The following is a 23,173-nucleotide window of genomic DNA, read 5'->3' as shown; positions in this document are numbered from 1 at the left end:
TGTTGGATGCTAATCGGGCTATCACATGAACAATCATCTTGATTCATTAACTTATTACGCTGCGACCAAGAAATATGATCTTCGTTTTCCGGCATTACAAGAAGATCTGGATGTAGACGTCGTGATTATCGGCGGTGGATTTTCCGGTATCAATACTGCGCTTGAACTGGCGGAAAAAGGTATCACTAATATTGCGATCTTGGAAAGCCGTCATCTTGGCTATGGCAGTACAGGTCGTAATGGTGGTCAGGTTATGGCGGGTATCGGTCATGATCTGGAGGTGATCAAACGCTATATTGGTGAGCGAGGGTTGGAAACGATCTTTCAGATCAGTAATCTGGGTGCCGGCATCATTCGTGATCGTATCGCTAAATATAATATTGATGCTGATCTCTGCCGGGGTTATGGCTATCTTGGCATGAATAAGAGGCAGGAAAAGACGTTACGTAGCTGGTTGCAAGATTTTAAGGCGGTTTCTCCTGATGAAGAGATTGAGCTTTACACCGGCTCTGATGTGAAAAAGGTGATTGGTTCTGATGTTTATACTTGTGCGTTGAAGCATATGGGGGGTGGGCATGTCCATTCTCTAAACCTGTTGCTAGGTGAGGCAAAAGCGGCGACAGACCTTGGCGTAAAACTCTTTGAGAACAGCCAGGTACTGAATATTGAATATGGTCCCAGAGTAACGGTTCGTACCGCGATGGGATCGGTTCGTGCTAATAAAATGTTGTGGGCCTGTAACGCCTTTCTTAATAGTGGTCTTGAGCCATATATTTATAAAAAGGTGGTCAACACTTATGCCTTCCAATTAATGACGGAAGTGTTGCCGGATGACTTGATTGAGAAAATCAGCCCGATTCGCGGTGCATACAGTGATATTCGTCCGGTTATTGATTACTTCCGTGTGACGAAAGAAAACCGTCTCTTGTTCGGTAGCGCAACCCCCTTCATTGAACATATCCCATCTGATTTGAAAGCCTGGAACCGCCACTTGATGTTGAAAGTTTTCCCTTATCTGAAAGATGTGAAGGTTGAACTGGCATGGGGAGGACCGTTGTGTTGCAGTGCGAACTTGTTCCCACAGATTGGTTCTCTGCCGCAGCACAATAATGTGTTCTATGTGCAGGGCTATTCCGGTTTCGGAGTCACGCCAAGCCATATCGTTTGTAAGGTATTGGCCGAAGGGATGAGCGAAGGATCTGAGCGTTATGATCTGATGAGTTCAATTCCTCACGTAAATATTATTGGCAAAGATAAATTGCGACATCTGATGGTGTCAGCGGGCAAGATTTGGCATCAAACGTCGGGATTTTGGAAAGGTCGCCGTTAACTTATTGATATCAATAATATTCATTGGGCAATTTATAAATTATTTTATTTGGAACGAGAACATTATGATTAAATCACTTTTACTGAACAAACCCCTGCCTGAATTATTGGACATTGGTAGCGTAAGCAATCTGGGATCGACTGTGTTGGAAGGCGATCCGCAGGCCAGTATGGCAATGATATTTGGTGAACCAACGGATGACCTGAGTTGTGGGATTTTCGCCTGTACTCGTGGCAAGTTCAGTATGGTGTATCCGTTTGATGAGCATGCAACCGTTACAGAAGGTTCAGTAAAATTGACCGATGTGAAGAGCGGTGAAACCATTGAATATCATCCTGGAGATTCCTGGTTTGCGCCGAAAGGAACCGAAGTGTTGTGGGAAATCACCGTTGACCGTTTTGTGAAGCATTATCTGGCTTGTAAAGGTTAAAAAAACACTTATTTGATAGAGGTAAATAATGAGTGATATTAACTTATTACAGTCAGTTACGGCCTTTTTGCAGCATAATCATGGACATTATATTAATGGTCAGCCGGTCATTGGTCAGGGGAGTGAAACGCTTTCTGTGGTAAATCCCGCGATTGATGAAGTTATTGCAACGGTTAATCAAGGCGGTGAAGTGGAAGTAAATGCCGCTATGCAAGCGGCACATGCGGCATTTCATGGGGTATGGGCCCAAACTTCACCGATGGAGCGCGGCCATTGCCTGAATCGTCTGGCAGATCTATTGCTGGCACATCGGGAAGAGTTGGCGCAGTTAGAAACCCTCTGCTCCGGTAAAACTATCCAGTTGTCCCGCATGCTGGAAATTGATTCCTCCGCTCAGTTCCTGCGTTATTTTGCCGGATGGTCAAGTAAGATCAGCGGAGAAACCCTGAATGTCTCTTTGCCCTCTTTTAAGGGTGAACAATACACGGCGTTTACCCGTCGCGAGCCGATAGGTGTTGTGGTGGGGATAATTCCGTGGAATTTCTCCATCATGGTTGCTATCTGGAAAATAGCGGCTGCACTGACTTGCGGCTGTACCATTGTATTGAAACCCAGTGAATACACACCGTTGACCATGCTCAGAGTGGCTGAATTAGCCAAGGAAGTGGGTATTCCTGATGGTGTCATTAATGTGATTAATGGTTCAGGTTCGGTGCTTGGTCCTGCGCTGATAGGTCATCCATTGTGTGCCAAGGTGACTTTCACCGGTTCAGTGCCAACGGGTATTGCTGTTGGTAAATCAGCAATGGAACAGGGATTGACTCGTGCCACGCTGGAATTGGGTGGCAAGAACGGCGCGGCGTTTTTAGCGGATATGTCCGTTGAAAAAATTGTCGATGGTATTCTGGAAGCCGGTTATCTCAATCAAGGGCAGATTTGTGCGGCGGCGGAACGTTTCTATATTCCTGCAAGCCATATGGATGACGTGTTGAAACTGTTGTCTGAAAGACTCGCGGCAATGAAAATTGGCTCGCCTCTGGATGAATCGACAGAAATGGGGCCGTTGGCAAACAAAGCGCACTATAACAAGATCCTGTCCCTGTTTGAGCAAGCTCGTCAAGAAGGCAGTGAGATTGTTTACGGAGGTCATGCTCTGGCCGTGCCGGGTTTCTTTGTGGCGCCAACAGTGATTCGTGCTAACAGCCCTGAAGATTCATTGATGAAGGAAGAGACATTTGGTCCTATCGGGACTTTCCTCAGCTATAACGATGAGGAAGAGCTGATTGGATTGATGAACAGCACGCCATTTGGTTTAGCGGCGAGTTTGTGGACCAATGATCTCAGCAAAGCCATGCGTATGATCCCGCGTATCGAAGCGGGGACCGTTTGGGTCAATATGCATACATTCCTCGATCCGGCATTACCATTCGGTGGTACCAAATCCTCAGGTATCGGTCGTGAATTCGGTAGCGCTTTTATTGAGCACTATACTGAATTGAAATCTGTGATGGTTCGTTACTGATTTGATATTCGGATCAAAATAAGCAAGGCCCCTTGATTAAAGGGGCCATTGTCAAACCTAAGGTCATCACTGGCATTTTATCCAGGAGAGGGCTTCTCAGGGCAGCAGGTTGATTGTGTACTACTCACCACTATAATTCAATACTCGTGATTAATAAGGTAACGAGTGCTACGACCACCAGCACCAGTACTTTCTAAACAACCTAGCTCAACCAAATGTGTCAGGTGTCTGGTTGCAGTGGCGCGACTGACCTTCGCTACCTTTTGATATTGGCTGCTACTAATGCCTTGCTCAAAATTGCCATCCAGCATACGGTTTAGCACCTTCGTTTGCTCTGCTGTAAGTTGAGTCTGGTCTATCCGGCGCCAAAATTTAGCTTTTTGCACAACCTGATTAATTTCTTTCAATTTATTTGTTAAGGTCTCATTCAGTATTTTCAAAAACCAAACCAACCAATCAGTAATATCCAAACCGCCACGTTGAGTACTTTCAAGGATTTCGTAATACGCTTTACGATGATGACAAATACTTACCGACATTGCATAGAAACGAATTGAACGGTTTTCGGCTTGAGCAAGTGCAAGGTCTGTTAAAAACCGGGTAATGCGCCCGTTTCCGTCGTCTAAAGGATGGATTGTTACAAACCATAAATGGACAATTGCTGCTCTGATGATGGGATCGAGACTAGTATCTGTTCTGGATTGATTGAACCACGTTATAAATTGGGGTACTTCATCGACCATTTTTTCTGGTGGTGGTGCCTCAAGGTGAACGGTTGGCTTATCCAAACGACCGGATACCACTTCTATCATCCCTTCGCGTAATTTGCCTCCTTGTATCGGATTGAACAGGGTATAGCTTTCGGGGAATATCAACTGATGCCACTTGAGTATGCGTTCAAGGGTTAAATCGGAGTGGTTATTTTCTATCACATCAAGAGCAACCTTTGTAATGCCGTCACTCTTTTCTACGATTGGATAAGGTTTTTCTTCCGTAATACCTAATCTGTTTGCCAATGATGAACGTATCGAAGCTGCATTCAGTCTTTCTCCTTCAATTTCACTTGAATAGAGTATGCTAGATAGAAGGCTATCAAGTGTTGCCTGCTTGGTGTCTTCATAATCAGATTTGCCTAATAACAGTCCCTGATTGAAATGCACATCTCGCAGTAATGGTGCAATAGTATTGACATTCCAATGGAATTCCGGCCAGTTCGGTTGTTCCCATATCCACATTTGCTTCACCCGTGAGTCAAATAAGGCTTCTATTCTACTCACAAAATGAGGCGAATAGTAATGTTATTTGACTCATTCTGGGCTTCTCGCCTTGTATCTTGGCCGACATTGGGTGAGTTTTTACCAATCACAAATGTCGAGTAATAAACCCGTTGGAAACCAATTCAGTGCGATTAGTCACTTTTGTTTTGGCAAAGATATTGCGCAGGTGGGTTTTGACGGTAGATAGGGAAATATTAAGTATCTGTGCAATACGTTTGTTACTTGATCCTTCTCTTATTAAATTAATAATTTCTTGCTCTTTAGCTGTCAAAATAGTGGGGGTTTCAGGAAGCAAGTCTCTGACAGCTAATTCAATTAATGGCAGAATAGCACTGAGGCGGTTAAAGTCTTTTGGTGTAAATGGGGTATCTCGTAATAAAGAGACGCCGGCAATAATTCGGTTGTGTTGACGGATAAATATTTCGGCGATGTCCTGTATATTATTTGGCTGCATAAATTCATGATAATATTTGTTATGTTTAGTTAGTGTTTTCTGATCCATGCCAACCATATTGATATCATTTTGTTGATAATTAGCCGGTTTTAATGGATCTAAGTGCTGAAAATGAGTCAGATAATTCTGGTGAGTTTCGTCGGAAATACCATATAGAATGTAATTCTCAGGGCGTAATTCATTATTCACCAAATAGAATGCTGCGGCTGAGATAGGAATCAGATGCGCAATGGTGTTTAAGCAGCTGTGGATTAGAGCATTTTCACGGCTATTCGGTAGTACAGTAGACAAGAAAGTTCTCCCTTTAGAATAATGTCTAACTGGATAAATCAATTCTGACGATTAATCAAATGCTAATTAAAATCCAGAGTCAACACAAAATAAACATATTAATAACGTGATATAGATTGCAATAATTGAAATTTCTCACCGTGATGATCACCTGTTAAGAATAGAGGTTTTGGTATATATCTGAAATAATTTCTTAATGCATTGATTAAGTAATCTATTTTTTATTGATTGATATTTAAGTGATTATTTTTGATTTTTGATTTTTTCTGGTATTTTTCGTCACACCTTTTCGGCTATGAATCCCCCTTTAGGTATCGTTCTTTAGGACGATAGCCGGTATTCCGTTTCACTTTCTATAGTGTATTTATCCTCAATAAAGTTTACAAAAAATTCACAAATAAATCGCTGTGAGCGTTATTTCTATGACCGGAAGTAAAAGGGAAGATAAATGAAGATGTCAACACGACTGACTTCGCATATTGAAAAGGGAGTGGTGGGGTTTCCTACCACACTGGCAAGTTCTGTCGGGGTGATCATGGCAAGCCCGGTTATTCTGACCGTGACCAGTGGCTTTGGGATTGGCGGTGACACTTTCGTACTGGCAATGCTGATCAGTTTTATCATGATGCAGGCCCAAGTGACGACGTTTGCTGAGGCGGCAGCTATTTTGCCTACCTCCGGCTCTGTCTATGATTATATCTCTTGTGGCATGGGACGGTTCTGGGCAATTACCGGCGCACTTTCGGCTTATTTGATTGTTCATATTTTTGCGGGTACAGCAGAAACGATCCTCTCCGGTATTATGGCATTGGTGAATTTTGACAGCCTTAATACGATGGTGGAAAGTCATAACGCTTCATGGATGGTTGGTGTTGGGCTTGTTATTACGTTCGGATTACTTAATGCGTTGGGTATTGAAGTGTTCGGTAAAGTCGAAATTGTGCTGACATTCTGCATGTGGAGTACTTTGGTTATTTTCAGTATTTGCGGATTATTAATGCCATTTGCTGTGCCGCTGGAGAGTTGGTTTGGTGAAGGGCTTAATCTCGGCGATCCCTTGGCGGTGCTGAGTTTAGTAGGAATGGCAATGTTTATGTTTGTCGGCTGTGAACTAGTGACGCCAATGGCGCCGGAAATTAAAAATTCTGCCAAAGTTTTGCCGCGAGCAATGGTGACGGGCCTGTGTGGGGTGGCGTTCTGTATGGGTCTATATGGAGCGTCAATCAGCCATCAGGTAGAAAATGTGCTGGTGGATGTAGAAAATAACGTTCGCTTACTGGAAACACCAATGGCCATTCCTGCTTTTGCCGGCCAGGTGATGGGGGATTTTGGTAAATATTGGATTGGTATCGGGTTATTACTGGCGGGAGCGGCAACAATTAATACCCTGATGGCGGCGGTACCACGTATTCTCTATGGTATGGCATTGGATGGCGCATTACCGCGTATTTTTGCTTATTTACATCCACGTTTTAAAACGCCAATATTTGGGATTTTGGTTGCGGTAATGCTCCCCTGTTTACATACCTTTATTATTCAGGGTGACTTGAACCGGATTATGCCTTTGGTATTAGCAGCGGTATGTGCCTGGTGTGTCGCTTATTTGCTGGTGACATGTTCCGTGATATTACTGCGTATTCGCAGACCTGATTTACATCGTGCTTATAAATCCCCTTTTTTCCCATTACCTCAAATTGTCTCTAGTGTAGGAATTATTTTGGCGATCATTCACATTACACCTCCGGGAATGAATCCCGGTGATGTGTATATTCCATTCGCCATCATGTTGGGCTTGACCGCCAGCTATGCCCTGTTTTGGACGCTCTGTGTGCAACGGGTGAATCCGTTTAAACCCGTACCCGTTGAACAGGTACTTTCACATACTTTCACTAAGGGTGAATTGCCGGAGGTACAACTTGAGCCACTTCGTTCCCTTAATTGATGGTATTTGGCGGCGGTTAAATAAACCCCGCTATCCTACTGGCTATCAGGCAGGTATAACGCTAAGCCGGTTGAAACAGAATTTATCGCCTTATTGTTGTGAGCGTTTATCAGCAGAAAGTTTGCAAGTGACATTACCTGATGGATTGCAGATTGAAGTTTGTGAAAAGCCGAAGACGCTGTTTCTGGCTTATATTGTCAGTTGTTGTTTTCGTTTGCAGGGAATCACGTCACTCAAGGAAAAAATCGTTATTAAAGCCAAGGTAAAGGGGATATTTCGGCGAAAAACTGTGACTTATTACTGTTGTCATGGTGCAGAGTTTGGGCAACAGATTATTGATTTACTTAATCAGTATCCATTGATTGGTGAAACATTGGCAGAACTGGATTTCCGGGATCTGATATTGAATATTCATCAAGGGCAATGGCAATTTGAGGTGGAACATTTTGCCGCTTCTGAGATTGTTAGCCGATTGCCGGCCAGTCGTCGTTATTTACGTTTGACTTCTGAGCAGCGCCATTTGTTGCTCAGTACGTTGCTGATGTTTAGTCAACTCATGAGGAAGGTAGATGAAAAAACAATAAGATACGGATAACTTTTGTTTATTTTTAAATAAAAACCACCGCTCTTTATTCAAGAGCCGGTGGTGATGTGAGCGCAATAGATATTTACATTGGCACAGAATTTCTCGCCATATTTAAAGTATCGACAAGCTGATCAATATCTGCCAATCATTTTTCGTTAGTTGCGATCTTAAATAATTAGCGAGATTGATCTGGTAATCGATCATATTGCTAAATCCAGCTGGACCCATATCGCCAGAATTATTGACTTTGATTTTAGGATAGAGATCACAGATACTCAGGTAAATTTGCTGAAATCTTTTATCGAATCATTATTATTCAATCTATACTGAATATGTAAAATAATAGATAGGAAAATTTAAATGGCAATGCTTGACAATAGGGCAAGGAATTATCAAGCCTTTGGAGATCGATTTGCTTAAAATCAATTCTATATCCTATGGATTTCAAGATGCTTCGCGACGGCAAGGGAGCGAATCCCCGGGAGCATAGCGAACTATGTGATTGGAGTGAGCGAGTGCAGCTAACAAAGGGCAACTTGAAAGATAGCGGATATATTTCGGAGGAAATTGTTAATGTCTAGAACAGGTGAGGAATATATTGAAAGCTTGCGTGATGGAAGAACTATTTTTCTGAATGGAGAAAAGATCACTAATCACGTGGATCACCCTGCTTTTCGGAATGTAATTAGAACCGTAGCTTCACTTTACGATTACCAGGCAGCACACGCTGATCAGATGACGTTCGAAACGTCTGACGGTAAGCGCGTTGGTTTATATTGGGAGCTTCCTACTACCCGAGAGAAATTAATTGCCAGAGGTGAGGCTGCGTATGCCTGGGCAATGCAGAGTTGTGGTTGGTTAGGTAGAAGCCCAGATCATGTTTCCGCTGCGCTTACCGGAATGATGACTCACTTGGAAATATTCGAGGAATATTCTAAGGATAGAGCTGAAGCGTTAAAAAATTACTATTCCTATGCCCGCGATAAAGATATTTATTTGTCTTTCACCTTAGTCAATCCACAAGGTGATCGTTCCAAAACGCCCAGTGAGCATATAAAAAATGAATTTCATACTCTTGGTGTATTGGAGGAAAAACCGCAAGGGATAATTGTTCGCGGGGCAAAGATGTTAGGGACAGCCGCCATCCTTGCAGAAGAAGTTGTGGTTGGCGTGTTTAATCCACTCAAAGAAGGGGTTGATGATAAATATGCTGTGTCTTTTGCCTTACCATTGAATACAAAAGGAATAAAAATTCTTTCCAGAAAGTCCTATGAAATAGGCAGCAATAAATTTGATTCCCCTTTATCGCATCAATTTGACGAAAATGATGCTGTCGTTTATTTCGACGATGTTTTCGTTCCGTGGGAAAGAGTGTTTATTTATAAAAATACGGAGATGTGTCGCCAGCAATTTCTGGCAACTGGCGCTGACGTTTTAATGGATGTTCAAGGTATGGCTCGGTATGCCGTTAAGCTACATTTCTTAACGGGTTTGGCCCATCAACTTACCGAAGCCACTGGCGTCAATGAGATTCCTGCTGTTCGTGAGTCATTAGCTGAGCTTGCTTGCTGTGCCACTAATATTGAAGGGCTCTTTCGTGGTTTGATTAATAATCCTGATCGACATAATGAGTATTATATTCCTAATCGCTCACAACTATATGCTTGCCAGGTCTTATTACAATCAACTTATCCAAAGGTGATAGAAAACATCAGAAAACTCTCAGGGGGTGGTGTGATTATGTTACCGTCAAGCTATATTGACTTAGCAAATCCAGAAATTCGTGACTTGATAGAAAAAACGCAATATTCAACTTTGTTGGCACCCATTGAACGAGTAAAATTACTGAAATTAGTGTGGGATGCTATTGGTTCTGAGTTTGCATCACGTCATACTCAATATGAAATGTTCTATTCAGGTGCGCCTTTTATTGCTTTGTCTCGTGTTTATGAAAAATATGATTGGGATTTTGCTAAAAGTATGAGCAGAGGGATTTTAGACTCTATTGATGTGAGTTGAATTCTGTATTTAATTCGAATTCAGTTAATCAGTTTTATTTTTATCGAATGTGAAGAAGCGGGATAGATTATATCCCGTTTTTTGTTATTTAATCGTTTAAAAGATGAGGTGACTTGATTGATAGCATATTGAAATATTAAATTTTTTATGTGTCCATCTATAAATTATTTCATCTTGTTAGAGAGTTATTTTGCTGAAATATTTTGACATATTTATATCTTGTTTTTGAAAGTTAATACACAAATTATTCTATTAATAATAGTAATTGTTCTTATGCTTAAATAAAAATTTAGTGCATGATTTGCCGCGTCAAAAAATCGAATACCAACAATCAACAGTCAAAAAAGAGAATAAAATGAAAGTAAACATAATGATATGTGCTCTTATGGCTTCCTTTAATGTCTTTGCCTCTCAGTGCCACAAAATAAACTTTCAGGAAGATCAGCAAATAATAACCGGGAATTTTAATTCTCAAGGGGGAGCGTGTATTGAGTTTAATATTCAGCCTGAACATTATGTACGTGGATCGGCATTGGGTATGCGGAAGTTAGTCGCGCAGAAGGGTAATCAACAACATATTCGTACGCTTTTCACTGATAACCCGGTGGATGCTCGTCAGTCAATTGGCTTTACTGTTCCTCTGGCGGGAAAATACCGGTTGGCAGCTAGGGGCAACGCAGGAGAACCGTGGCAGCTTACATTGTCATTTCCATCTTATACTCCCAAGGATAATGATTATAGGCAGCAGCCAGAAAGCCTGCGTCTGAAACAACTTCAAACTGAAATTGCACAAGGAAAAGGCCCCGATGCCTTCTGGCGGGAAATAACTCGCAAGGGTGCGCCGTTGATTGAAGATTATGATGATAAAAATAAGCGCGTCACTTTCCTGTGGCGCGGCGCAAAAGCGAATGTCTTTATTCTGGGTGCACCGAGTGGTGATCATGATCCGATGTCACATTTAGCAGGTACTGATGTTTGGTTTCGTAGCTATATCGTTCCGTCAGACACCTTGATGCAATATAAATTGGCCCCGGATTTGCCGCGGATTGAAGGCTCGGCTGACGAACAGCGTAGGTCGATTTTGATTACTGCACAGGCCGATCCATTGAATAAAAATGTCGTACCGGCTGTATCCGAAGATGTGTTTAATCATGATTCATTGCTGGCATTAAGGCCGACTCTGTGTGATATCGCACAATTCAAGCAATTACCTTTTCAGGGAGCGACTAAACTTCATCAGCTTGAGAGCAGGATTTTAGGTAATAGTCGGGAAATTGCGATTTATCAACCGGTTACTCCGATGAAACAGCCTGCTATGTTGGTGCTATTTGATGGGCGGATTTACCGCAAACAGTATTATATTGATAGATTTTTCGATTCCCTGATTGAACAGGGCAAGATCCCGCCTATGTATGTGGTGTTTATTGATAGCTTGGATAGTGTACGTCGAGGTCAGGAATTACCACCTAATCCTAATTTTGCTGAATTCATGGCGAGTGAGTTGATGCCGTGGCTGGCGGCTCAGGGTATTAAAGCGCCGACAGAACGTACCATTATTTCAGGTTCCAGTTATGGTGGATTGGCATCTTCATGGGTGGCATTTAATCATCCTGAGTTGTTTGGCAATGTTCTCAGTATGTCTGGTTCATATTGGTGGGCTCCTCAGGGAGAAAAGCCTGAATGGTTGATCCGTGAATTTGCCAAAGCGGAGAAAAAACCACTGCGTTTCTATTTACAGGCGGGATTGTTCGAAACCCATGTGGGGGAATTGGAGGGCATTTTATATAATAATCGCCGCATGAAAGAGACATTATTACAGAAAGGTTATCCAGTTGAATCCAGTGAGGTTTCTAGTGGCCACAATTATATTTCGTGGTGTGAAACCTTGTACCATGGAACCCGATCATTGGTGGCGAAATGGTGAGTTAATTCTATTTTCTTCACATAATTGTCACATAGTTTATTTAGTATCCCTTTATCAGATAACGATGATTTTTATTCCGATTGCGTTTTAATAAGGAAACCTTAATGTCGAACAAGTATACGAAAAGTTTGGTTGTAGTCATGGTCTCAGCCTTAATTTCAGGTGTCAGCTTACCGGTATTGGCGACTGATGATCAAAATGCTAATCAAATTATGGCGGAAGGTCGGGCGGTGAAAGGTAATATTACGGAATTTGGTGGGGCTCGCCGTATGACTCAAAACCAGACTGAGGCATTAAAAGCAGCGATAAATAACCATAAAGCTAAGAACGTTATTTTGTTTATTGGTGATGGTATGGGGGATTCTGAGATTACTATTGCTCGTAACTATGCGGAAGGCGCGGGTGGGTTTTTCAAAGGAATTGATGCTTTGCCATTTACTGGTCAATACACTCACTATTCTCTGGATAAAAAGAGTCGTAAACCCAACTATGCGACTGACTCAGCGGCTTCTGCCACCGCTTGGGCTTCTGGTGTAAAAACCTATAATGGCGCGTTGGGTGTTGATGTATTTGGTAAAGATCACCAAACTCTGCTTGAGCTGGCAAAAGCGAATGGTAAAGCGACAGGCAACGTAACGACGGCTAGAGTGCAGGATGCCACGCCAGCGGCACAGTATGCGCATATCACTGACCGTAAGTGTTATGGCCCGCAAGAGACGGTAAAAGGATGTCCAACGGATGCGCTAGAAAATGGCGGGCGTGGTTCGATCACCGAGCAATTATTGGTGGCTCGTGCTGATATCACATTAGGTGGAGGCGCCAAAATTTTCTCCCAGAAATCGGTTGCCGGAGCTGGTAAGGATAAAACTCTGGAACAGCAGGCACAGGAACAGGGTTATCAGTTGGTCAGGGATGCTAAATCACTGGCATCCGTTACTAGAGCGAATCAGAAAAAACCGCTATTGGGTCTGTTCCATGAAGACAATATGGACATTGCCTGGGAAGGACCTAAAGCAGTTTATCACGGTAATATTGATAATCCTCCGGTGATTTGTAAAGTCAATTCGAAACGGAATCCTGATGCGCCGACGTTGGCACAGATGACGGAGAAAGCCATTGATCTGTTAAAAGAGAATAAAAATGGTTTCTTCTTACAAGTGGAGAGCGCTTCAATTGATAAGCAGGATCACAAAGCTAATCCTTGTGGGCAGATTGGTGAAACTGTCGCATTGGATGAGGCGGTACAAGTTGGCTTGAAATATGCGCGTAAACACGGTGATACATTAGTCATCGTCACCGCTGATCATGCTCACTCCAGCCAGATTATTGAAGCTCATATAAAATCTCCGGGGCTGACTCAGGCATTAATCACGAAAGATGGTGGGGTGATGGCGGTTAACTATGGTACTTCTGAGGGCAAAGAACAGGAGCATACAGGTACTCAGCTACGAGTGGCTGCTTATGGCCCTCAGGCAGCCAATGTTGTAGGTCTGACTGACCAGACAGATCTATTCTTCACGATACGTGATGCGATGAGGTTAAAATAATTCAGTCAGGTGGTGTTTTGAATAGTTGAGGAATAAAGAATTAAGGCCGGATATTCTCTGGCCTTAATTTGCCTTAGCAATTGCAACTGACTTGTACTTCACACTTTTTTGTATATGATATTGGTAATCATTATCATTTGACTGGGTGCAACTTATGATCAGGATTAAAGACAGAGAGAGATCGCTTTTCTGGCAGGGTATCACCAGTTTGTGGGGAATAGGTTTATCTAGCTTAGCAGGCATGCTATTCGTCCTCGTCAATCCTGGAATTGAGCAATTCAGAATTGGGGTAGTATTCGCGATGTTGCTGACGCTATTTATGCTGCTAAACCAGAAGTCACGCCATTTTCTATTAATACCATCTGGGTTTGCTGTGTTATGTGCCTTATTGGCTGGGCTACATCGGTTTGGCTGTTTTTGACGTTTTATAGCAGAATAAATGGAGAGAAGTTCGATAAGGAGAATAGACAGATTGGTGCGAAAGGAGGGACTTGAACCCTCACGTCCGTAAGGACACTAACACCTGAAGCTAGCGCGTCTACCAATTCCGCCACCCTCGCAGGTACTGTCATTTTACTTTTTATTGCCTAATTTAATATTGGCCGAATTCAATCAGCGGCTGTCTGATTTGGTGCGAAGGGGGGGACTTGAACCCCCACGTCCGTAAGAACACTAACACCTGAAGCTAGCGCGTCTACCAATTCCGCCACCCTCGCAAATTCAGACGCTATCAATCTGTTGATTGATAGCACGGAGGCGAATTCTAGAGATTTTGTAGAAGACGTCAATCATTATTTATTATATACCCGTTATTTTTCAAGTTGCCTCTTTGTTGGCTGCACTCGCTCACCCCGGTCACATAGTTACCTATGCTCCCGGGGATTCACTTCCCTTGCCGTTGCGATGCATCTTGAAATCCATAGGGTAGAGCGTTGCATGATTGACGTAAAAATCATCATCATTCTATTATTTTGTTATCCTATTATTTTGTTATCAAAAATGGCCTGCCCTTGAATCAAGGACAGGCTGAGTCAATTAGAATTTTTTTGTTGCCTGATAAACCTTGAATTTCCCCGTCTGAGCAATGACTTCATGAGTACCAAAAGTTTTATCCAGTAAATCGGGATAAGGTAGGAATGCATTGGCAACAATCCGCAATTTTCCGCCAGGTTTGAGGTGCTTGGGCGCTTGGCGGATCAGATCATCGGTTGCCAGTAAACTGGTTTTTAATCCTTCATGGAAAGGAGGATTAGAGATAATCCAGTCAAATTTATCTTCAAGATTGGAATAAACGTTACTGACAACAACATGACCTTCCAGTTTATTGGCTTTTAAGGTTGCTTTACTGGAGGCAATCGCTGCTGCATTAACATCACTGAGAGTCAGTGCTAACTCAGGGTTTTTCTTACCCAGTACCGCTGCCAGAACACCCGCACCGCATGCGATATCCAGTAAATTGCCGGAGAGAGGTTTGTCAAAGGTAGAAAGCAATAAACGGCTACCAACATCTAGTTCATCCTGGCTAAATACCCCCGGTAACGTATTCACTATGACGTTTTCCACCTGATAACTGTTCCACCAGTTATCTTGTTCGAACTGCACTTCATGTTCTAACTGGCCGTAGAACAGGCTGCAACGACGGGCGCTATCGATTTTTCGAAACGTTGCCATGCCGTCCATCAGTTTGTCTACACTACGTACTCCGCTACGGTTTTCACCGACAATGAAAATATTGATGCCTTTTGGCAAAACAGAGAACAGGCTGCGTAATTGAAAGCGAGCTTCCTGCTTACTTTTAGGCCAGTAGTAGATCAGGGTGTCACAACCTTGGGTAAATGCTTTCTCGGCTACTAAGCCAAACCAGGCATGATCATCCAGAGTGCGGATCAGTGATTGCCAGTGATGATATTGGTTAGTGTGCACTCGTACACTGGCCGCATCAATTTGGGTTGCCAGTGTATCCTGAATATCACCGGCGAAGAGCAGGTGATGAGAGCTAAATTGCTCACGGTGACGTAAAATAACTTCACTGGCGGGGGTTAACGCAGACATTTGTCTATAAGCTCCTTCAATGGTTCTGTGCTCAAGTATCAGATAGTGATAAATCTCAACCCAATATTGGCGCAGATCGTGGCCTCTGATAACATGTTACCGATTATTTTTTACAGCAGGTAAATAGATATGGTAACCCGGCGCGACAGGTTATTAGCTCAATTGGGGATTACCCAATGGACCTTACGTAACCCAGCGGTTTTGCAAGGTGAATTAGCTGTTCACTTACCTGATACCACCCGTCTGCTGATTATTACCAATGACCACATTGATTTAACTAATTCATTATTAATGGATATTTTCACCGCTATGGGGTTGGATAAATCCTCTGTTTACTGCATTACAACAAATAATGTTGCGATGTTACCGGAACAGGTTAAGTGCCCATATTGGTTGTTAGGTGTGGATATTACACTATCATGGCCGGGAATTTCTTTGAGAAGCCCGGCATTAAATGATTTATATTGTGATGGACAGGCAAAACGTGCTCTCTGGCAACAGATTTTTCAACATGAACAACATTTCTCTATTAACTCCCGCTGATCTCCCGTCCGCTTTTCTGGTTGAGAAAGCCAGTCATGTGTTCCCGTGGAGTGAAAAAACATTTTTCGGTAATCAGGGGGAGCGGTATTTGAATTATAAGATAGTGATTAATGAACAATTTATTGGTTTTGCAATAACCCAATTGATATTAGATGAAGCAACCCTATTTAATATTGCTATTCATCCTGACTACCAAGGTAAAGGTTATGGTAAGGCATTATTAGCGTATTTAATATCAATTTTGCCGGGTAAAGGCGTGCATACCTTATGGCTTGAAGTCAGACAATCGAATCATTCTGCTATTAGGTTGTATGAACAATCAGGGTTTAACCAAGTCTCTGTTCGTCGGCATTACTATCCTACTGCGACAGGTAAAGAAGATGCCATCATCATGGCGTTGCCGCTGTTTTGCTAAATAAGTGCTATAAAATTGATTGATTGTTTATAACACCAATTTCAGCGAAAATGAGCGCCAATTTTTCATTCACCTACGGGTTTGGCAACGGTTCTCCTTGCGGGGACGCGTCTGATGTTGAGTACAAGCCCGTATATAAAGCAGAAGATTGTTATTGATGTCAAATTCCCCTTTTCAGCAGGAAGTCGCTAAACGGCGAACTTTTGCTATCATTTCTCACCCTGATGCAGGGAAAACGACGATTACTGAAAAAGTATTGCTGTTTGGGCAGGCGATTCAGAAAGCCGGTACGGTGAAAGGTCGTGGTTCAAACCAGCACGCGAAATCTGACTGGATGGAAATGGAGAAACAGCGTGGTATTTCCATTACCACTTCTGTGATGCAGTTTCCTTATCAAGATTGCCTGGTTAATCTGTTGGATACACCAGGGCATGAAGATTTCTCCGAAGATACTTATCGTACATTGACGGCGGTTGACTGTTGCTTGATGGTCATTGATGCCGCTAAAGGGGTTGAGGAGCGGACACGTAAATTGATGGAAGTGACCCGTCTGCGCGATACCCCGATTCTAACATTCATGAACAAGCTTGACCGCGATATCCGTGATCCGATGGAACTGATGGATGAAGTGGAAAATGAGTTGAATATCGCTTGTTGCCCGATCACCTGGCCGATTGGGTGCGGTAAGTCTTTTAAAGGGGTTTATCACCTCTATCTTGATGAAACTTACCTGTATCAGACCGGAAAGGGGCACACTATTCAGGAAGTCCGCGCAATTAAGGGGCTGAATAATCCTGAATTGGATGCCGCGATTGGTGAAGATCTGGTTGAACAGTTGCGTCAGGAGCTGGAACTGGTGCAGGGGGCTTCTCATGAGTTTGATCATCAGGCATTTTTGCAAGGTGAACTAACACCTGTATTTTTCGGTACTGCACTGGGTAACTTCGGCGTTAATCACATGTTGGATGGTTTGGTTAAATGGGCGCCTGCGCCGATGCCGCGTCAGACAGATGTTCGCGAAGTCTCCGCTCAGGAAGATAAATTTACCGGGTTTATCTTTAAGATTCAGGCCAATATGGACCCTAAACACCGTGACCGTGTGGCTTTCTTGCGTGTTGTGTCAGGTAAATATGAAAAAGGCATGAAGCTGCATCAGGTAAGAATTAAGAAAGATGTGGTGATTGCTGATGCGCTGACATTTATGGCGGGTGATCGCTCTCATGTGGATCATGCCTATCCGGGAGATATTATCGGTTTGCATAACCACGGGACAATTCAGATTGGTGATACCTTTACTCAGGGGGAAGATCTGAAATTTACCGGTATTCCTAACTTTGCTCCGGAATTATTCCGTCGTATTCGCTTGCGTGATCCTCTGAAACAGAAACAGCTCCTGAAAGGGTTGGTTCAATTATCTGAGGAAGGTGCTGTACAGGTATTTCGTCCACTGGCAAATAACGATTTGATTGTGGGAGCCGTTGGTATTCTCCAGTTTGATGTGGTTGTTGCCCGTTTAAAAAGTGAATACAACGTTGAAGCTTTATATGAGCCGGTGAACGTCTCAACAGCGCGTTGGGTTGAGTGTCATGATGCTAAGAAGCTGGAAGAGTTTAAGCGTAAGAGTGAGCAAAATCTAGCGCTCGATGGTGGTGATAATCTGACCTATATTGCCCCAACGATGGTTAACCTAAATTTGACCAGTGAACGTTATCCTGACATCAAATTCCGTAAAACACGGGAACATTAATATTTTTAAGGCTAACAACAAGTTAGCCTTTTTCTTTACAAAAATATATGTAACACAAGAATAATTTATAATTTAGTCGGGTAAGATCCATCTTATTTTATAGCGCTTTGCTTTATTTTCCTGTTACTATTTCCTTGGTCTTTGCTGTATTGATGTGCTTATTTCCCGATTTAGCCTCTCAGCTATTGGGAGTGATAACCTGTTTTTAATTCTAATGTAGATTGTGATTCTGCTTAGATTACGATTCTACTTAGGTACAGTACATTGTGTAAAAACACTTGTGTAAAAGCACCTTGTGTAAAAACGGTTTGAATGGCTTTATAGATTCAGAAATCTAACCGGCAATTAAGGAAGGTATAGGATGAAGAATGTTAAATTGGCTCACTTGTTGGTGGCTGTTGCCTTGGGTACTGCTGTAGTTAGCAATAGTGTACTGGCGGAGGAGTCTTTTAAAAATAAAGCGACACAAGCACTCGACAGTGCTGGTCAGAAAATCGATGATTCAATGAAAAACATCGATGGTTATATGGGTGATAGTGCTACCACAGCGAAGATTAAAAGTGAGTTGTTGGCAGCAAAAGGGATCAACAGTAGTGATATCTCGGTAAAAACAGAGAGGAGAGTCGTTTATATTTCTGGTTTTGTGAAAAGCGAGGAACAATCCAGAGAAATTATAGAGATTATCTCTAAAGTGAAAGGGGTCAAGTCGATCCAAAACGGTCTGACCATAAAAAAATAATATATTTTGTTATGAGTGGTTTTTTTCCATTCAGATAATTTTACGTTGTACTAACCGGATATGCGCCCTCACCAGGGGTACTTTTATCAGAATATTGACTACGTAGCACCATAATATAATGACGGATAATAACTTTCCAAGTTATGCTCTCTATCCGTCATTTATTTTCTTGGGGGCTGTGTGGGGAAACGTATACCGATAACGTTGGGAAATATTGATCTATTATCCTATAAATATAAGTCGTCTATTAAATCTGGAAAGGTTGCACTTGTTTGTGAAGGTGGGGGGCAACGCGGCATTTTTACTGCGGGTGTGCTGGATGAATTTATGCGTGTTGAATTCAACCCATTTGATCTACTGCTTGGCACTTCGGCAGGTGCTCAGAACCTTTCAGCTTATATCTGTGGACAGCGTGGATATGCCCGGCGAGCTATCAGTCGATATACAACTAATCCAGCCTTCTTTAACCCTTTGCGTTTTGTACGTGGCGGTCATTTAGTTGATTTAGATTGGTTTGTGCAGACCGCTTCGCAGGAACTGCCATTGGATATCCCGACAGCTTTACGCAAATTTGAGGCTGGATGTGAGTTTTATATGTGCGCATGTCGTTCAGATAATTTTGAACCTACCTATTTCCAGCCTGATGAGAATAACTGGCTGGAAGTGATTAAGGCATCAAGCGCCATTCCTGGGTTTTATCGCAATGGTGTGACTATCAATGATGTTGTTTATTATGATGGTGGTATCAGTGATGCTATTCCAGTAGAGGAGGCGTATCGGCGTGGTGCAGATACCATCGTGGTGATTCGTACGGTCCCTTCACAGCTCTATTACACGCCTGATTGGATGCAACGAATGGAACGTTGGTTGGGAGATAGCGGTCTGCAAAAGATGGTACGGATGCTACAACAACATGCGAAAAGCTACCACCGCACTCAGAAATTTATTGAAAATCCCCCTGATGATGTGCAGATTTTTGAAATTTATCCGCCTGCACCATTAACTGCCAGTGCATTAGGCAGCCGTTTGCCAGCACTTAGTCGGGATTATCACCTTGGGCGTCGTTGTGGTCGCTATTTCCTGGCGACAGTGGGTCACTTATTTGTTGGTAATAAGTTTAATCTTGGTGACTGCTCCTCATCCTATCGGGAGAGGCTTCCCACTTCAAAGGCAGTAGCTCGTGCATGACAAGTCTTACGCTGGCCTCGATGGGGTAACAACGTTGGACATTTCGCCCGCAACTTCGGATTAAAGAAGTTATCGAACGCGGTATTCCCGCCTGTTGCAGCGCGATAGAATCGTATTCTTCATCCCTCAGCCGGGCATCGAGCCCGGCGATAGAAAAGTTGAAGGCATACTGAATATCGATACTATTTTTGATGAAAATTATGTAGATACTTATGCCGCATTGGGCGAGCATTTGTCTTGAGCGATAAAGTGAATTGTTATTACCGCATCTTACGCCACAATGGCATGATATTGGTCAACACATCAGGGGGAGGGCAAGGATCATTCACCTTTGCCATTTTCCACAAACCGGTATGGCTTTTACGGGCAGTATTATTGGACATGAAGACTTGATATAACGAGCCTGTATCGCCGGCATGATTATGGGTATCAAGAAAACCTTTATTTCCCCATCGATTATAGAGGGAGATACTATCGCCTTCTCTGATATTTTCATTTGGTGATGTGGTTTCACAATAAATAGCCCATTCTAATGTCGCTCTTTTGCGGATATCTGAGGTATAGACTTGATGTATTTCGGTTAATTGTTCATTTTGATCCACCACATCATAATATCGTAAATAACCGCCATCACAGTAATACAGGTTGTGAAGTAAAATAATATCATTATTGATTATTTCACTTCCGACAGATTTTCCTGTTGCTGATTCAATTCTCCAGGCGCCGCCATAAATAGCTAAAGAAGCATCTACAGTGACCACGCCATATTTTGTTCCGGGTTTATTACCGTTGCCAAATACACTGAGATACCCACCGCTCCAGTTCTTGTAGCTGTTTAATATTGTCACGGTATCGCCATATTTAAGTACATTATCCATCATTTCCTCGGAAAATATGTTATACCCGTCATCTTTCAAGTTGCCTCTTTGTTGGCTGCACTCGCTCACCCCGGTCACATAGTTATCTATGCTCCCGGGGATTCACTCCCTTGCCGTCGCGATGCATCTTGAAATCCATAGGGTATATTGCCTTTCAAACAACGGGTATTTACCCTGAAATGACTTTCCCTCCGATTATGCTATATGCTATTAGTGCATAACTTCTGGCGTTATTTCAGGGTTAGGTTATTGTCATGAACAGGTTATCTCGCCTTTTATCTGATCCCTTGTGGACCTAAAATAGGGTTGAATTCCTGCACTGTTGAATATTCATAGCAATGGGAGATAGGAAAAGAAAAGATCAAAAAATTAATTTTTATCGGATAGGGATTATTTTGATAATGGTCTGGTTTGGCCTGTTTATTATGTTACTTGCAGATTGAAATCGTGTTTTATCTGTTTTTAGCTTTGTGCCATATCAATAAGGCCTGTATCGCCTTTACGATATATCTGCCGTGGCATACAGAAAAAAGCGGCATATTACCGCTTTAATTTACTGATAGATGTTATCTCTACAGGTGTTGCCAGAGTGGTATATTTTGGCTTTTGATTCACGCTTGTGACCAAATTAACACGACTATGCTGTCATCGTAATTATTATTGCCCCCATTGCTGGCGCCGATAATGGCTGTTCCCGGCTTTTCGTCAAGGGTGTTATAGGCGTAACGGAGTTTGCAGGGTTTGCCGTCGCCTATAATTTCAATGCAGACTTTTCCTGTGCTTGATGAGTAACTTTTAAAGCCCAACACACTACTGACACTTTGGTTGATTAATGTATCGACTAATTGATCGTCAATATACACTTTTATTGTCTGCTGATGAGCCGTATTACCATAGGCTGACAGGCTAAGCTTTATATTGTGAGGTAACTGGAAACAGTGTTTACCTTTGTTATTACTGCCACATATTCCGCCACAGCTTCTATACTCACTACCTAACGAATCGATATCAACCGATACGGCGGCTTGAATTTTTTTGAAGGTGACTCCGTTCCAGTAAGCTTGAATAAAGGAGGGTCCACTATCGATAACCTGAGATTTTGTATTGTATTGGATGTAATAACTATCTTTGAAAAAGTAAATAATAGAACCGGCGGTATTCTTCCATAAAATAACAGCATCGAGGTCTTCACTAAATCCTGCATATTTCCCGGTAGTGCCCCATCGGTCTGAAATAGTTTTTTTATTGATTGTGTGTGAACTGACGGTGTAATCGATGCAATCTTTGCCTTTAAAGAAACAGACAACATCTTGTTTTGTATCCACCCATTCTGTGGCTGCATCTATACCATTTTCAAATCCAGTGCCTTTCAATCCCGGCCATTCGTCAATGATGGGTTTTGGCCCATCAATCACCAAAGCTTTGGCTATATCGAATTTAAGGTATTGAGAGCCTTTAAAAAAATATAATGAGCCATTTAAATTAATCACATCGTCAATATCTTTTTGAAACTCGATAGGGAGACCAGGCCAATCGTTGCTGATAGATTGGGGATAGTCAGTGTCTGCTTTATCGTCTGAGTCGTTATATCTAATGTTTTCTGAGTTAAGAAATAGATAGGTCTTTGAATTCATTTTTTACATCCTTAATAATGGTTAATTTGAATGTCATTTTAATGTGTTTACTCGATTTTCTATTTTCAGATATCACAGCGATATATTTTTTCTCATGATAATGGCCAATTCAACACTACCACACTATCATCATAATTGTCATTGGAACCATTGTTAGCGCCGATAATGGCTGATCCTGGTTTTGTTTCGAGCGTGTTATAGGCATAACGGAGTTTGCAGGGTTTACCCCCTCCTATAATCTCGATACAGATTTTGCCGGTACCTGATGTGTAGGTCTTAACATCTGTTATGTGACTTATTCCCTTACCGGTTAAGGTATCGACCAATCGGTCGTCGATATAGACATTGATTGTTTGTTGATGAACATCACTATTTACATAGGCGGTCAGGCCAAATCGAATACTTTGGGGTAATTGGAAACAGTGTTTACCGGTGTTATTAATCCCACATGCTCCACGGCATTTTATATTGATATCACTACCTAATACATTTGGATCAACTGACGATATAAGGTGATGATTGATAATTTTATATTTAATAATGTATGGCAGATTCGACTAATAAGTGCAATTTTTCAGAAGGGCGGTCAGTTGCTATAGTAGGCATCTTTCTCGCCAAAGGAAAATGCACTATGGCCTATACACAACTGACCGAA

At 42.3% G+C, this 23,173-nt stretch carries 18 protein-coding genes, 2 tRNA genes and 2 pseudogenes; 14 read left to right on the top strand and 8 right to left on the bottom strand.

From position 1 onward, the window contains the following. Positions 1-25 precede the first annotated feature (25 nt). The 3 genes from ACGF5R_RS18130 (at position 26) to ACGF5R_RS18120 (ending at position 3,282) form a co-directional block, all read left to right on the top strand. The gene (locus ACGF5R_RS18130) at positions 26-1,330 is read left to right on the top strand and encodes an FAD-binding oxidoreductase (RefSeq protein WP_112879295.1); all 1,305 of its coding nucleotides are present in this window, start codon (positions 26-28) and stop codon (positions 1,328-1,330) included. Positions 1,331-1,394: 64 nt separating this feature from the next. Continuing rightward, a complete protein-coding gene (locus ACGF5R_RS18125) occupies positions 1,395-1,760 on the top strand; it encodes a cupin domain-containing protein (RefSeq protein ID WP_112879294.1) in 366 nt (121 codons plus the stop codon). A gap of 28 nt (positions 1,761-1,788) precedes the next feature. Beyond that, positions 1,789-3,282 (top strand): aldehyde dehydrogenase family protein, encoded by a 1,494-nt coding sequence (locus ACGF5R_RS18120; protein ID WP_387692074.1) that lies wholly within the window; start codon positions 1,789-1,791, stop codon positions 3,280-3,282. A gap of 137 nt (positions 3,283-3,419) precedes the next feature. Here the strand turns inward: ACGF5R_RS18120 and ACGF5R_RS18115 are convergent, their stop codons facing one another. Beyond that, positions 3,420-4,517 (bottom strand): Fic family protein, encoded by a 1,098-nt coding sequence (locus ACGF5R_RS18115; protein ID WP_387692072.1) that lies wholly within the window; start codon positions 4,515-4,517, stop codon positions 3,420-3,422. 127 nt (positions 4,518-4,644) lie between these two features. Continuing rightward, positions 4,645-5,304, bottom strand: a complete 660-nt coding sequence (locus ACGF5R_RS18110) for a response regulator transcription factor (RefSeq protein WP_112878823.1) — start codon at positions 5,302-5,304, stop codon at positions 4,645-4,647. A gap of 448 nt (positions 5,305-5,752) precedes the next feature. Between ACGF5R_RS18110 and ACGF5R_RS18105 the strand changes: the two genes are divergently transcribed. From ACGF5R_RS18105 to ACGF5R_RS18080, 6 genes are all read left to right on the top strand, one after another. Continuing rightward, complete coding sequence (locus ACGF5R_RS18105; protein ID WP_387692070.1) at positions 5,753-7,246, top strand: APC family permease; 1,494 nt, start codon at positions 5,753-5,755, stop codon at positions 7,244-7,246. Further along, positions 7,221-7,841, top strand: a complete 621-nt coding sequence (locus ACGF5R_RS18100) for a DUF3156 family protein (RefSeq protein ID WP_387692068.1) — start codon at positions 7,221-7,223, stop codon at positions 7,839-7,841. The genes ACGF5R_RS18105 and ACGF5R_RS18100 overlap by 26 nt, the downstream gene beginning before the upstream one ends. A 564-nt stretch (positions 7,842-8,405) precedes the next feature. After that, complete coding sequence (locus tag ACGF5R_RS18095) at positions 8,406-9,851, top strand: 4-hydroxyphenylacetate 3-hydroxylase family protein (protein ID WP_387692066.1); 1,446 nt, start codon at positions 8,406-8,408, stop codon at positions 9,849-9,851. 355 nt (positions 9,852-10,206) lie between these two features. Continuing rightward, positions 10,207-11,775, top strand: a complete 1,569-nt coding sequence (locus ACGF5R_RS18090; RefSeq protein ID WP_387692064.1) for an alpha/beta hydrolase-fold protein — start codon at positions 10,207-10,209, stop codon at positions 11,773-11,775. Between the two features lie 104 nt (positions 11,776-11,879). After that, entirely contained in the window at positions 11,880-13,322 is a 1,443-nt protein-coding gene (gene phoA / locus ACGF5R_RS18085; RefSeq protein WP_387692062.1) for an alkaline phosphatase, read from the top strand. Between the two features lie 154 nt (positions 13,323-13,476). Continuing rightward, complete coding sequence (locus ACGF5R_RS18080) at positions 13,477-13,743, top strand: DUF1435 family protein (protein WP_112878839.1); 267 nt, start codon at positions 13,477-13,479, stop codon at positions 13,741-13,743. A 52-nt stretch (positions 13,744-13,795) separates the two neighbouring features. Here ACGF5R_RS18080 and ACGF5R_RS18075 read toward each other — a convergent pair. The 3 genes from ACGF5R_RS18075 to rsmC form a co-directional block, all read right to left on the bottom strand. After that, positions 13,796-13,882 (bottom strand) — tRNA-Leu (locus ACGF5R_RS18075). A gap of 69 nt (positions 13,883-13,951) precedes the next feature. Further along, positions 13,952-14,038: transfer RNA gene (locus ACGF5R_RS18070), tRNA-Leu, on the bottom strand. Positions 14,039-14,357: 319 nt separating this feature from the next. Beyond that, positions 14,358-15,374 carry a 16S rRNA (guanine(1207)-N(2))-methyltransferase RsmC gene (gene rsmC, locus ACGF5R_RS18065; protein WP_387692060.1) on the bottom strand — a complete coding sequence of 339 codons (1,017 nt, stop codon included), beginning with the start codon at positions 15,372-15,374 and terminating at the stop codon, positions 14,358-14,360. A 129-nt stretch (positions 15,375-15,503) separates the two neighbouring features. On the opposite strand from rsmC, the gene ACGF5R_RS18060 reads away from it, so the two are divergent. The 5 genes and pseudogenes from ACGF5R_RS18060 to ACGF5R_RS18040 form a co-directional block, all read left to right on the top strand. Next, entirely contained in the window at positions 15,504-15,917 is a 414-nt protein-coding gene (locus ACGF5R_RS18060; RefSeq protein ID WP_112896686.1) for a DNA polymerase III subunit psi, read from the top strand. Further along, positions 15,886-16,332, top strand: a complete 447-nt coding sequence (gene rimI, locus ACGF5R_RS18055) for a ribosomal protein S18-alanine N-acetyltransferase (protein ID WP_112878842.1) — start codon at positions 15,886-15,888, stop codon at positions 16,330-16,332. Before ACGF5R_RS18060 ends, rimI begins: the two co-directional genes overlap by 32 nt. 157 nt (positions 16,333-16,489) lie before the next feature. Then, complete coding sequence (gene prfC, locus ACGF5R_RS18050) at positions 16,490-18,079, top strand: peptide chain release factor 3 (RefSeq protein ID WP_112878843.1); 1,590 nt, start codon at positions 16,490-16,492, stop codon at positions 18,077-18,079. A 361-nt stretch (positions 18,080-18,440) separates the two neighbouring features. Then, a complete protein-coding gene (locus tag ACGF5R_RS18045; RefSeq protein WP_112878844.1) occupies positions 18,441-18,818 on the top strand; it encodes a BON domain-containing protein in 378 nt (125 codons plus the stop codon). Between the two features lie 180 nt (positions 18,819-18,998). Then, positions 18,999-19,916, top strand: a pseudogene (locus tag ACGF5R_RS18040) (patatin family protein); the annotation flags it as partial. Positions 19,917-20,266: 350 nt separating this feature from the next. Here the strand turns inward: ACGF5R_RS18040 and ACGF5R_RS18035 are convergent. The 3 genes and pseudogenes from ACGF5R_RS18035 to ACGF5R_RS18025 form a co-directional block, all read right to left on the bottom strand. Continuing rightward, positions 20,267-20,953 carry a hypothetical protein gene (locus ACGF5R_RS18035; protein ID WP_262981108.1) on the bottom strand — a complete coding sequence of 229 codons (687 nt, stop codon included), beginning with the start codon at positions 20,951-20,953 and terminating at the stop codon, positions 20,267-20,269. Between the two features lie 542 nt (positions 20,954-21,495). Next, positions 21,496-22,518 (bottom strand): photopexin PpxB, encoded by a 1,023-nt coding sequence (ppxB, locus tag ACGF5R_RS18030; protein WP_262981107.1) that lies wholly within the window; start codon positions 22,516-22,518, stop codon positions 21,496-21,498. 92 nt (positions 22,519-22,610) lie between these two features. Next, positions 22,611-23,021, bottom strand: a pseudogene (locus tag ACGF5R_RS18025) (fucose-binding lectin II); the annotation flags it as partial. Positions 23,022-23,173: the final 152 nt, after the last annotated feature.

Source organism: Photorhabdus sp. RM71S (assembly GCF_042879355.1).
Classification (GTDB): Bacteria; Pseudomonadota; Gammaproteobacteria; order Enterobacterales; family Enterobacteriaceae; genus Photorhabdus; species Photorhabdus kayaii.
Note: the sequence above shows the minus strand (reverse complement) of the source record. Positions and strands in the feature narration are given on the sequence as shown.

Bases quoted from the DNA above. Each gene is read 5' to 3' on its own strand.
- phoA (WP_387692062.1), top strand. From the start codon at position 11,880: ATGTCGAACAAGTATACGAAAAGTTTGGTTGTAGTCATGGTCTCAGCC.
- ACGF5R_RS18095 (WP_387692066.1), top strand. From the start codon at position 8,406: ATGTCTAGAACAGGTGAGGAATATATTGAAAGCTTGCGTGATGGAAGA.
- ACGF5R_RS18080 (WP_112878839.1), top strand. From the start codon at position 13,477: ATGATCAGGATTAAAGACAGAGAGAGATCGCTTTTCTGGCAGGGTATC.
- rimI (WP_112878842.1), top strand. From the start codon at position 15,886: ATGAACAACATTTCTCTATTAACTCCCGCTGATCTCCCGTCCGCTTTT.
- ACGF5R_RS18045 (WP_112878844.1), top strand. From the start codon at position 18,441: ATGAAGAATGTTAAATTGGCTCACTTGTTGGTGGCTGTTGCCTTGGGT.
- ACGF5R_RS18105 (WP_387692070.1), top strand. From the start codon at position 5,753: ATGAAGATGTCAACACGACTGACTTCGCATATTGAAAAGGGAGTGGTG.
- ACGF5R_RS18115 (WP_387692072.1), bottom strand. From the start codon at position 4,517: ATGTGGATATGGGAACAACCGAACTGGCCGGAATTCCATTGGAATGTC.
- ACGF5R_RS18060 (WP_112896686.1), top strand. From the start codon at position 15,504: ATGGTAACCCGGCGCGACAGGTTATTAGCTCAATTGGGGATTACCCAA.
- ACGF5R_RS18130 (WP_112879295.1), top strand. From the start codon at position 26: ATGAACAATCATCTTGATTCATTAACTTATTACGCTGCGACCAAGAAA.
- ACGF5R_RS18090 (WP_387692064.1), top strand. From the start codon at position 10,207: ATGAAAGTAAACATAATGATATGTGCTCTTATGGCTTCCTTTAATGTC.
- ppxB (WP_262981107.1), bottom strand. From the start codon at position 22,518: ATGAATTCAAAGACCTATCTATTTCTTAACTCAGAAAACATTAGATAT.
- rsmC (WP_387692060.1), bottom strand. From the start codon at position 15,374: ATGTCTGCGTTAACCCCCGCCAGTGAAGTTATTTTACGTCACCGTGAG.
- ACGF5R_RS18120 (WP_387692074.1), top strand. From the start codon at position 1,789: ATGAGTGATATTAACTTATTACAGTCAGTTACGGCCTTTTTGCAGCAT.
- ACGF5R_RS18125 (WP_112879294.1), top strand. From the start codon at position 1,395: ATGATTAAATCACTTTTACTGAACAAACCCCTGCCTGAATTATTGGAC.
- prfC (WP_112878843.1), top strand. From the start codon at position 16,490: ATGTCAAATTCCCCTTTTCAGCAGGAAGTCGCTAAACGGCGAACTTTT.